The organism is Asanoa hainanensis, from assembly GCF_900188485.1.
Classification (GTDB): Bacteria; Actinomycetota; Actinomycetes; order Mycobacteriales; family Micromonosporaceae; genus Asanoa; species Asanoa hainanensis.
Map to the genome: position 1 here is coordinate 1 of NZ_FZPH01000038.1, position 9,580 is coordinate 9,580.

The window sequence follows — 9,580 nt, forward strand, 5'->3', positions numbered from 1 at the left end:
CCACAACGACTCCGGGCAGTACTTCTCCACATCACTCACGCTCGTACAACGAATGATGTTGGACTACAACAACCCCAAATGAGACGCGGTCTTAGGGCCCGTGTCAGGGCGGTGGCGGGCCCGTGTCAGCGCGGCTGGCGAAGGTGGTCGCACACCACTTCTTCGTAGTTCGTAGTTCGTAGGGAGATCGAGATGAGTATTTCCGAGTCGGGTCTGCGTCGGGTTCGTGAGGTCCTGGGGCGGCACGTCGAGTCCGGGCGGATTCCCGGACTGGTCGCGCTCGTGAGCCAGGGCGGCGAGACGCACGTCGAGGCGATCGGGACCATGCGCCACGACGGCGGCCCGCCGATGCGCCGGGACACGATCTTCCGGATGGCGTCGACGTCCAAGCCGGTGTCCGTCGCGGCGACGATGGTCCTGCTCGACGAGTGCCGGCTGCGGTTGGACGACCTGGTCGAGCCGTGGCTGCCGGAGCTCGCTGACCGCCGCGTGCTGAAGCGGATCGACAGCCCGCTGGACGACACCGTGCCCGCACAACGGCCGATCACCGTGCGGGACCTGCTGACCTCGACGTTCGGGCTCGGCATGGACCTGACGGCCCTGGGCACCCCGATCATGGGTGCGGTCTTCGAGCAGGGGCTCACGCCCGACCTGCCTACGCCGATGCCGGAGCCCGACGAGTGGATGCGCCGGCTCGGCACGCTGCCGCTGATGTACCAGCCCGGTGAGCGCTGGCAGTACCACATCAGCAACGACGTGCTCGGCGTGCTCGTCGCGCGGGTCACCGGCCAGTCGTTCGAGTCGTTCCTGCGCGAGCGGATCTTCGAGCCCCTGGGCATGACGGACACCGGCTTCCACGTACCCGCGGAAAAGATCGACCGGTTCCCGACGTTGTACGCCCCGGACCCGGCCACCGGCGAGTTCCACGTCTGGGACGAGCCCGTGGGCGGTCGGTGGAGCGCACCGCCGGCCTTCCCGGGCGGTGGCGGTGGGCTGGTGTCCACGGTGGACGACTACAACGCGTACTTCCGGATGCTGCTCAACGGTGGGATGCACGGCACCGAGCGGATCCTGTCGCGGCCCGCCGTCGAGCTGATGACCACGAACCGCCTGACGGCCGAGCAGCAGGCGGCCCGGCACGCGATGGCCGTCAACAACGTCCACCTGTCGTTCGGCCAGGGGCAGCACGGCGGCTGGGGCTTCGGGACGGCGGTGCGCACCTACCGCGGTGACTACGCGCCGGTGGGCCAGTTCGGCTGGGACGGCGGAAGCGGCACCTCGACGTACGCGGACCCGGTCAACCAGCTCACCGGAATGGTGCTGACCCAGGTCGGGATGTCCGTCGGCCACTCGGCCCAGCTCATCCGCGACTTCTGGACCACGGTGTACCAGGCGATCTGACCGTCTCACACCTGACCGCGTACGACGATGTCGTTGATGTCGCCGCTCGGGGCGCCGAGGTCGTCCGTCGTCCACACCGCCCAGCGGGTGGCCGTCGGGGAGCAGCTCGGCGCCCCGAACTGGCTGTAGGTCAGGCCGCGGTTCAGGCGAATTTCATTCTTCGGCGGCCGGGAGGGCTTGGGCCTGCTCGGCCGCCGCGAGCGTCTGGATAACGACGGTCTCGATGATCAGATCCCGATCCTCGGCCGGGACGGCGGTCGGGGCGGTGAGGTGGAGGTGGACGCTGCGGACGACGACCTGCGGCGCGGGCTGCGGCGTCTTCTTCTTGAGATCGCGATAGACCGTCCAGGCCAACGCCGCCACCGCGACGATGAGGCTGCCCAGCGATACGGGGTCGAGGTACTGCTGCGGACGATCGTCGGTGGCATGGATGGCGGCCTCGACGTCACCGGCCAGTCGAGGCCCGTAGCGGTCCGCCAACTGGTCGGCGCTGGTTCGTGCGGCCGCGGCGATGACGTCGTTCACGTGGGCTTTCCTTCGTCTTGGCTGGCCTTGATGGTCCGGACGACGGCTTCCGGGATTTCCTTACCGGTGACGAGCTGCCAGGTCTGCCTCAGGCTTGCCCAGCCGAGCTCGGCAGTGAGGTCGGCGAGATCACCTGGGACCGGGCTCTTGGTCGGATCAAGCAGTTCGGGGACCAGCGAGACGGCCCGCACTGTCCACTCCAACGCGGCGTTCGCCCTTCCGCTGCCCTTGGCGAGCTGCCCGAGCAGGTAACAGCTCATGGCCATGCCGGTCCGGTCGCCAAGCTGCTCCTGGATCGCCAACGTTTTCTCGTACCAGCTCCCGGCCACCTCCAGCTCTCCCCGTTGCTGCGCTACCAGCCCCAACTGGTGACAGCTGTTGGCCATTCCGGGCCGGTTGCCGACCTGCTCCTTGATGGCCAAGGATTTCCGGTACAAACCGTCAGCCACCTCCAGCTCGCCCCGAGCATGGGCGACCACGCCCAACTGCTGGTAGGCCAGGGCCATGCCTGGTCGGTTGCCGAGCTGCTCCCGGATGGCCAGCGACTTCTGATACCAGCTCTCAGCCGCATCCAGGTCTCCGCGAGCCTTCGCGACCGTCCCCAACTCGTGATAAGTGCCGGCCACCCCGGGCAGGTTGCCGACCTGCTCTTCGATGGCCAGCGACTTCTGGTACAAGCCCTCGGCGGCGTCCAGCTCTCCGCGTTGCTGCGCGACCATCCCCAACTGGTGATAGCTGGCGGCCATCCCGGGCCGATTGCCGACCTGCTCCTCGATGGCCAGCGACTGCCGGTAGAAGCCATCGGCCGCCTCCAGCTCTCCCCGTTGCTGCACGACCATCCCCAACTGGTGATAGCTGATGGCCATCCCGGGCCGATTGCCGACCTCCTCCTCGATGGCCAGCGACTGCCGGTAGAAGCCCTCGGCCGCGTCCAGCTCTCCGCGAGCCCCCGCGACCGAGCCCAGTTGGTGAAGACTCGTGGCCATTCCGAGCCGCGCGCCCCGTTGTCGGTTGGCTTGCGCACCGACCATCAAGATCCACAGACGTCCGGCCGGAGAGTCGAGCTCGGGCGGGCGGCCGTCGGCGGTCTCGGTGGCGTGTTGGACCCGATCGGTCCACTCGCGAGCTTCTTCATGGAGCCCGGAAGCGTTCCAATGGCGGGTGAGGACCTGGGCGATCACCGTGGCCCGGTCGTACCGTTCGGTGCTCAGTCCGAAACCGAGCATCGCACCGAGCGAGTGGCGTTGCCTGCGGACGAGGGTCGAGGCGAAGCCGGCGTCACCGCCGGTGAGCTCGTGGAGAAGCCACCCGGCGAACGCGGCGTAGGCGTCCAGGAAGCCCAGTTCGGCGGCGGCGCGCTGTTCGTCGTACCCGATAGGTTCCTGATCGCGCCACCGCGCGCTGAGGAACGCGGGCAGGGCTGGATGGATCGAGTACATGCCCCCGCCGATCCCGGCGAACAGGCCCAGATCGGTCGCACGGGTCAGCAGGGTGTCCCACCCCTCGACGGTGTGCCCGCCGAACCGCTCCGGCACCCCGTCGACGGTCGAGAACATGCCGAGGACGTCGGTGTCGGCGACACCGTGGAACAGGCTGACCGCGGTCAACGCTCGTTGCTCGTCGGCGGTCAGGTGTCGGTACGAGTATTCGATGCCCGCCGCGAGCGAGTGTGTCCGTCCGTGGGCCTCGTCGCCGAGGACGTGCTCGCCGGTCTCGCGCAGGCTGGCCAGGAGCGGCGCCGCGTCGGCGGTGTCCAGGTGCGGCAGGACCAGGCGCATGGTCAGCGGATGTCCGCCCAACCAGGACATCAGGTCCGCGAAGGCCGGGTGGCGACGGCGGGCGGAGGCGCGCGGGTAGGGCGCGAGCAGCGCGTCGGTGTATTCGTCGGCCTCCTGGGCACTGAGACCGACGACCTCGATCCGCCGCAGATCGCCGAGCCACTGCTCGGCACTTCGGCTCGTGATCACAACCGTGCTCGACGTCCTGGTCGCGGCAGCCAGGAACTCCGCCAACCGCTCGCGTTCCGTTTCGTTCAGAGCCGGCGTCGCACCGCTCGGGTCCGGCGTGGTGTGCGCCGACTCGAAGTTGTCCCAGATGAGCAGGATCCGACGAGCGTGCATGACCTTGAGGACAGCTTCGTGGAGTTGCTCGTCGTCGAGGCGCGCGAAGTCCGGACCGAAGACCTGCAGCCCGACCGCGTTGATCACGCCGGTGAGGCCGAAGGAGGCGATGCCAGGCTCGAACGAGTGCCAGATCACCCACTGTGGATGGTCCACGCCGCCGGTGTCGCGCCACCACCTGCCGAAGGCTTTCGCGAACTCGGTCTTTCCGCTGCCGCCCGCGCCGTGCAGGAGGACCACCTTCTGGAGGCGAGCGGCGACCTCGAGTTCGTAGAACAGCCCGTCCCGGCCCACGAAGCCACCGACCGGCGCGAGGACGTCGTCCTGGTCGCTCGCCTGCGGCCGCTGCCGCACCTCGTCGAGGATCTGACCCAGCGACACTTCCCGGTCCGCCGGCTGGGCCCGCAACCGGGGGAAGCTGACGTCCTGGCGGGCGTAGAGGACCGGCACCAGCCAGTCCTGCAACGGCAGCGGCCCCTTCGGGCTCGGCCGCTGGTCGCGCTCGGCCAGTCTGCGCCGGCCCGCCGCCACCGCGTCGGCGACCTGGCCGCCCGCGAAGAGCTGCGCGTAAAACGCAGCCATGAACTCGGCGGCTGCCACCGCGTACACGCTGAAGGCCATCGCCACCACTGCCGCCGCGCCTTGTTGCAGCAACCTGGTCGCGATCGCGGTTTCGAGTTGCCGGCCCAGGGCACCGGACTGGCAGGCGTTGAGCACCACGACCGGCACCTTGGCCTCGCCGAGCACGGTCGCCACCTGGTCGGCCGGGACCCGGTCCTCGCCTCCGCCCGGCCGCTCGAAGACGAGGACACCTTGCTCCGCCGAGGCCAGCGTGTCCGGCGCGCCTCCGAGCAACGATCGCCGGCGGTCGCTGAAGCTGCCGTGCCCGTCGAAGTGCACCACCTGGAACGGCTGGCCCTGCTCCCGGGCCTGGGCGAGGACCTCGCGCAGGCGCTCCAGGGTCGGCGGCCGCAGGACGACCAGGTCCACCTCGCCGCGGACGGCCTCCAGGGTCTGCAGCAGCGGCCGGGCCACCATCCGGTAGCCGACGTCGCGGTCACCCGCCGGCCTTGAGATCACCATCAGCACCCGCAGCCGCTCACCGTCGACCGCGAACGTCCCTGCCAGTTCCGCCGTGGGCAACGCCCGTCGGATCCGCACACCGTCCAGGGCCAGCGGCGTCGGCCGAGCAGGATCGCGCAGCAGTTCCCACGGCAGTCCCAGCCGCTCCGCCACCGCGGAGCGCACCACGATCTCCGCCGTGCCGCCCCGGTCGCGAAGCCGCACGTACGCGTCCCGCGCCGCCCCGGAACCGCCGAACACCGCCGCGAACGCCGCTGTCCCCCACTCCGCCAGGCGTGCCGCGACGCGCTCGCCTTGTTCCTGGTAGACGCCGTACGGCGCGCGCAGGTAGTCCTCCAGGTACCAGCGCAGCTCCTCCAGGTCGTCCGGCTCGACGGTCCAATCGAGAGCGAACGGCTCGGTCAGCTCCGGCAGGACACCCGGAACGTCGGCCCACGCCGACACCGCGACCCGCCCGTCGTCAGCCAGATCGATCAGCAGGCGGTGGGTCACCGGCCAGGCCCGCCGAACAAAAGGCCCAACCCATGCATGATCATCCGAGACCGGACTTTCCCGCGCATGCCGCCACCCTGGACCCGCCGGCGAACAGCCACAACCAGCCGGGCGACCAATTCACACGGACGAACGCCTCAACGTCCGGCGCTATCGACGGGGTTGCCGCACCGGTCGGGTGGCGCCGCGGGGCAACGGCGGCAGAGCGGATGGCAGGCGTTCCTGGCGGCGCCGCAGCAGGCTGTTGAGATAGAGCAGCGCCAGGCCCAGCACGCCCATGTCGTCGAGGTAGATCGGGTCCGGCAACAGGTCGACCGGGAAGAACGTGAAGACCAGCGCGCCGTAGAAGGCGACCTTGCCCCCGAAGCCCAGCTCACCGAGCTGGTTGCGGACCCGGAACACCCGCACGAGCAGGACGATCGTGCCGATCACCGCGCCCACCAGCACGACAGCGCCGACAACGATGACGGCTATCCACGCCTCGCGGGACATGGGAACACCGTACCAATGGGCCGGGTATGTCGCCTTCGGTGCGACGACCCGTCAGCGTTCGACCAGGCGGGCCAGGTTGGTCAGGGCCATCCGCGTCCCGAGCTCGTTGTCCGCCGCCGGGATGGTGTCCGGTAGGCCTTCGTGCACGACCAGCACGTCCGTGCCGCCCTCGGCGTCTGTCAGGGTCGTGGTCATCGTCATCGGGCCCAGTAGGTCCGGGGAGTCCGTCTCGAACTCGAAGACCTCGACCACCTGCTCGTCCGGCACCAGCCGGGCGAAGTGGCCGTGGTACGTGTCCGTGTGCGACGACGACTTGCCACTGCTGGTCTGGTCCACATAGGTCAGGGACACCCGAAAGCGGCCTCCCTCGTGCGCCTCGAAAAGGTGCACCTCGCTGGTCATCCCGTCCGGCACCCGCCAGCGTGCGACCGCCGCCGGGTCGAGCAGGGCCTGGTAGACCTCCGCCCTGGGCGCGGCGATGTGCTGCAGAACTCGCGTGGAGTACATGGCTGTCCACGGTAAACCTGATCGCGGGTTCGCGCGTCGAACCACCATGAGACGACTCTTCGTACCCACCTTCGTTTTGTTGGCTGCCTTCGGGGTTGCCGCATGTGAGCCCGCTGGTGCCGGCACCAGCATCGGTTCGCCCCGGCCGGCTCCGGCCGTGAGCCTGCCGCGGCCGTCGGCCACCGAGAGGCCGCAGCCTCCCGCGGCCACTCCGCAACAGCCCTATCGGGTCACCTATGGCTGGGCCGTGCCGTCCCGGCCCGCGCGGGTTCCGCACACCGTCGTCATGCGTGATCCGCCCGCGCCGCCCTTCCCGTTCCTGGTGCGGATTCAGGTCGGCGACCATCCCGGTGAGAACCCCGCGTACACCCGGATAACGTTTGCCTTCGACGGGCCTTGGCCCACCTACGAGATCGCCTACCAGCGGGAGCTCACCCAGGACGGCAGTGGCAACCCCGTGCCACTGCCCGGCAACAGCGTCCTGCGGATCACGTTTACCGACGCGCAGGCGCACGACGACCAGGGGCGGCAGACCGAACGGCCCGGGTTCAACCTCGGCTATCCAACCCTCAAGGGGTACGGGTTCGGCGGTGACTTCGAAGGTCAGGTCACCTACGGCCTCGGCATCCAGGTCCGGCCCAACAGCGACCAGGCCCTGCCGATCCGCGTCGGAGAGCTGGTCCGCGCCGACGGGACCTACGTTGTCGCGGTCGACGTGCGGCGGGCTTGAGTCTCCACCTGGTTCAGGGCGCAGACTCGGCGCATGTTGACCTTGAAGGACATCGAGCATCTGGTACGTGCGAGCTGGGCCGCGGACACCTGCTCGCCCGACGACCTGGCCCGCGCCGGTTGGCAGCCTGACAACCCGGCGTGGGGTCATTGCGACATCACCGCCCTGCTGCTGCACGACCTGTTCGGCGGCGACCTCGTGCTCGGCGACGTGCACCTCGCCGGGGAGCCGCACGGTTATCACTGGTGGAACCGGCTGCCGGGCGGGATCGAGGTCGACCTGACCTACGAGCAGTTCAAACGCGGTCAGACCGTGTCCGCGGCGCGGATCGTCCAGCGTCCGCCGGGGCGGCCGAAGCGCCGGGCCGTCGAGTACGACCTGTTGCGGCAACGTTTTCTGGCAAAGATCGGCACCATGGTCTGATGGCAGACGTCGTCGTTATCGGGGCCGGGATCATCGGGCTGACCTCCGCCCTCGCCCTCCAGGAAGCGGGCGCGGAGGTCGCCGTCGTCGCGGCCGACGAGCCGAAGGACACGGTCTCGGCCGTCGCCGCCGCCGTCTGGTACCCGACCAGGATCGACGCCGACCCGCGCGTGCTGGGCTGGGGCGGCCGCACCTTCGAGGTGTTCGAGCGGGAAGCCCGCGACGGCACGCCCGGCGTCTCCATGCGACCGACCCGGATGATCATCCGCGGTGAGGAGCACAGGCCGTGGTGGGCCCCCGCCGTCCCCGACTTCACCACCGCACCGGGCGAGTGGCGGTTCACCGTGCCCGCCGTCGAGATGGTGCCTTACTTGGCAAATCTGCTCGACCGCTTCCGGGGCAACGGCGGCACGTTGACGATCCGAAAGGTCGGCCGCTTCGAGGAGATCGAGGCGGCCAGGGTCGTCAACGCCACGGGCCTCGGTGCGCGACTGATCACCGGCGACGACGGCCTCTATCCCATCCGCGGCCAGGTGGTCGTCGTCGACAACCCTGGCCTGACCACCTCGATCCGCGACGAGCACCACCCGCTCGGCCCGGTCTACATCCATCCGCGCAGCAGGGACGTCGTGCTCGGCGGCACGTTCGAGGTCGGCGACGACGACCGCACCATCCGCCCGGCCACGGCCGACGCGATCATCGAGCGCACCACCCAGGTCGAGCCGAGGCTGGCCGGCCTGAAGATCCGCAACCAGCTCGTCGGGCTCAGGCCGGCCCGTCACGGCGGCCCGCGGGTCGAGGCCGAGGGCCGGATCATTCACGCGTACGGGCACAGCGGCGCCGGAATGACCCTCTGCTGGGGCACCGCCGAGGAAGTCGCGCGCCTAGCGAGCTAGGCCCTGCTCAGGCAGGCCCGCCACGGCGGCCCGCGCGTCGAGGCCGAGGGCCGGATCATTCACGCGTACGGCCACAGCGGCGCCGGAATGACCCTCTGCTGGGGCACCGCCGAGGAAGTCGCGCGCCTAGCGAGCTAGGCCCTGCTCAGGCAGGCCCGCCACGGCGGCCCGCGCGTCGAGGCCGAGGGCCGGATCATCCACGCGTACGGCCACAGCGGCGCCGGAATGACCCTCTGCTGGGGCACCGCCGAGGAAGTCGTGCGCCTAGCGAGCTAGGCCTGCTCAGGCCGGCCCGCCACGGCGGTCCGCGGGTCGAGGCAGAGGACCGGATCATTCACGCGTACGGCCACAGCGGCGCCGGAATGACCCTCTGCTGGGGCACCGCCGAGGAAGTCGCGCGCCTGGCGAGCTAGGCCCTGTTTCGTATCTGGGTCCGGACTGCGCCGGGCCCAGGCGCCGCCCGGCGGCACCGTCACCCGGAGACCACACCGGTATCCGGGCAAAGCCGCCGCAACCGAGACGACCCCTGGACTAAGCCTCGCCCGACCCCAGATTCGAAACAGTGCCTAGTACTGCAACGGCACTTTGGTCAGTGACGTTGCCGCTGGTCGAGCGTTGTTTTTGGTGTGGATGTGGTCGATCGGTGGCTGACGGAGCTTGATCGTTTCTGTGAGCGGATCGGGCCGCGGTTCGGTCGGGTCGAGCCGCGGTCGCGGGCCGCGCGTTATATGTGCGGGTTGGCTGCCGGGTTGGACCGTCGTAACGGCTGGACGATCGCCGAGCATGCCGGCGAGGTGAGCCCGGACGGCATGCAGCGGTTGCTGCGCCGGGCGGAGTTCGACGTTGACGGGGTCCGCGACGACGTGCGTGAGCTCGTGGTCGGCCACCTCGGCGATCCGGACGCGGTGCTG

General features: G+C 69.7%; 8 protein-coding genes and 1 pseudogene. 5 read left to right on the plus strand and 4 right to left on the minus strand.

What is annotated here, in order from left to right; genetic code table 11:
* Positions 1 to 192: 192 nt before the first annotated feature.
* Positions 193 to 1,401, plus strand: coding sequence for a serine hydrolase domain-containing protein (locus CHC05_RS40375; RefSeq protein ID WP_089256195.1), 1,209 nt, complete (start codon positions 193 to 195; stop codon positions 1,399 to 1,401).
* A 153-nt stretch (positions 1,402 to 1,554) separates the two neighbouring features.
* Here CHC05_RS40375 and CHC05_RS40380 read toward each other — a convergent pair whose 3' ends face one another.
* From CHC05_RS40380 to CHC05_RS40395, 4 genes are all read right to left on the minus strand, one after another.
* Entirely contained in the window at positions 1,555 to 1,926 is a 372-nt protein-coding gene (locus CHC05_RS40380; protein ID WP_089256197.1) for a hypothetical protein, read from the minus strand.
* On the minus strand, positions 1,923 to 5,621 hold the full coding sequence (locus CHC05_RS40385; RefSeq protein ID WP_089256199.1) for a tetratricopeptide repeat protein: 3,699 nt from the start codon (positions 5,619 to 5,621) through the stop codon (positions 1,923 to 1,925). The genes CHC05_RS40380 and CHC05_RS40385 overlap by 4 nt, the downstream gene beginning before the upstream one ends.
* Positions 5,622 to 5,771: 150 nt before the next feature.
* Entirely contained in the window at positions 5,772 to 6,113 is a 342-nt protein-coding gene (locus tag CHC05_RS40390; RefSeq protein ID WP_179266602.1) for a YkvA family protein, read from the minus strand.
* 51 nt (positions 6,114 to 6,164) lie between these two features.
* Positions 6,165 to 6,620 (minus strand): SRPBCC family protein, encoded by a 456-nt coding sequence (locus CHC05_RS40395; RefSeq protein WP_089256201.1) that lies wholly within the window; start codon positions 6,618 to 6,620, stop codon positions 6,165 to 6,167.
* 286 nt (positions 6,621 to 6,906) lie between these two features.
* Here CHC05_RS40395 and CHC05_RS40400 point away from each other — a divergent pair, with 286 nt between their 5' ends.
* The 4 genes and pseudogenes from CHC05_RS40400 to CHC05_RS42960 all read left to right on the plus strand — a co-directional run.
* Positions 6,907 to 7,350, plus strand: coding sequence for an AMIN-like domain-containing (lipo)protein (locus CHC05_RS40400; protein ID WP_144023019.1), 444 nt, complete (start codon positions 6,907 to 6,909; stop codon positions 7,348 to 7,350).
* Positions 7,351 to 7,383: 33 nt separating this feature from the next.
* Positions 7,384 to 7,773, plus strand: coding sequence for a YunG family protein (locus CHC05_RS40405; RefSeq protein ID WP_089256205.1), 390 nt, complete (start codon positions 7,384 to 7,386; stop codon positions 7,771 to 7,773).
* Positions 7,773 to 8,669, plus strand: a complete 897-nt coding sequence (locus CHC05_RS40410) for an FAD-dependent oxidoreductase (RefSeq protein ID WP_089256207.1) — start codon at positions 7,773 to 7,775, stop codon at positions 8,667 to 8,669. The genes CHC05_RS40405 and CHC05_RS40410 overlap by 1 nt, the downstream gene beginning before the upstream one ends.
* A gap of 632 nt (positions 8,670 to 9,301) precedes the next feature.
* Positions 9,302 to 9,580 (plus strand): annotated as a pseudogene (locus CHC05_RS42960) (IS701 family transposase); the annotation flags it as partial.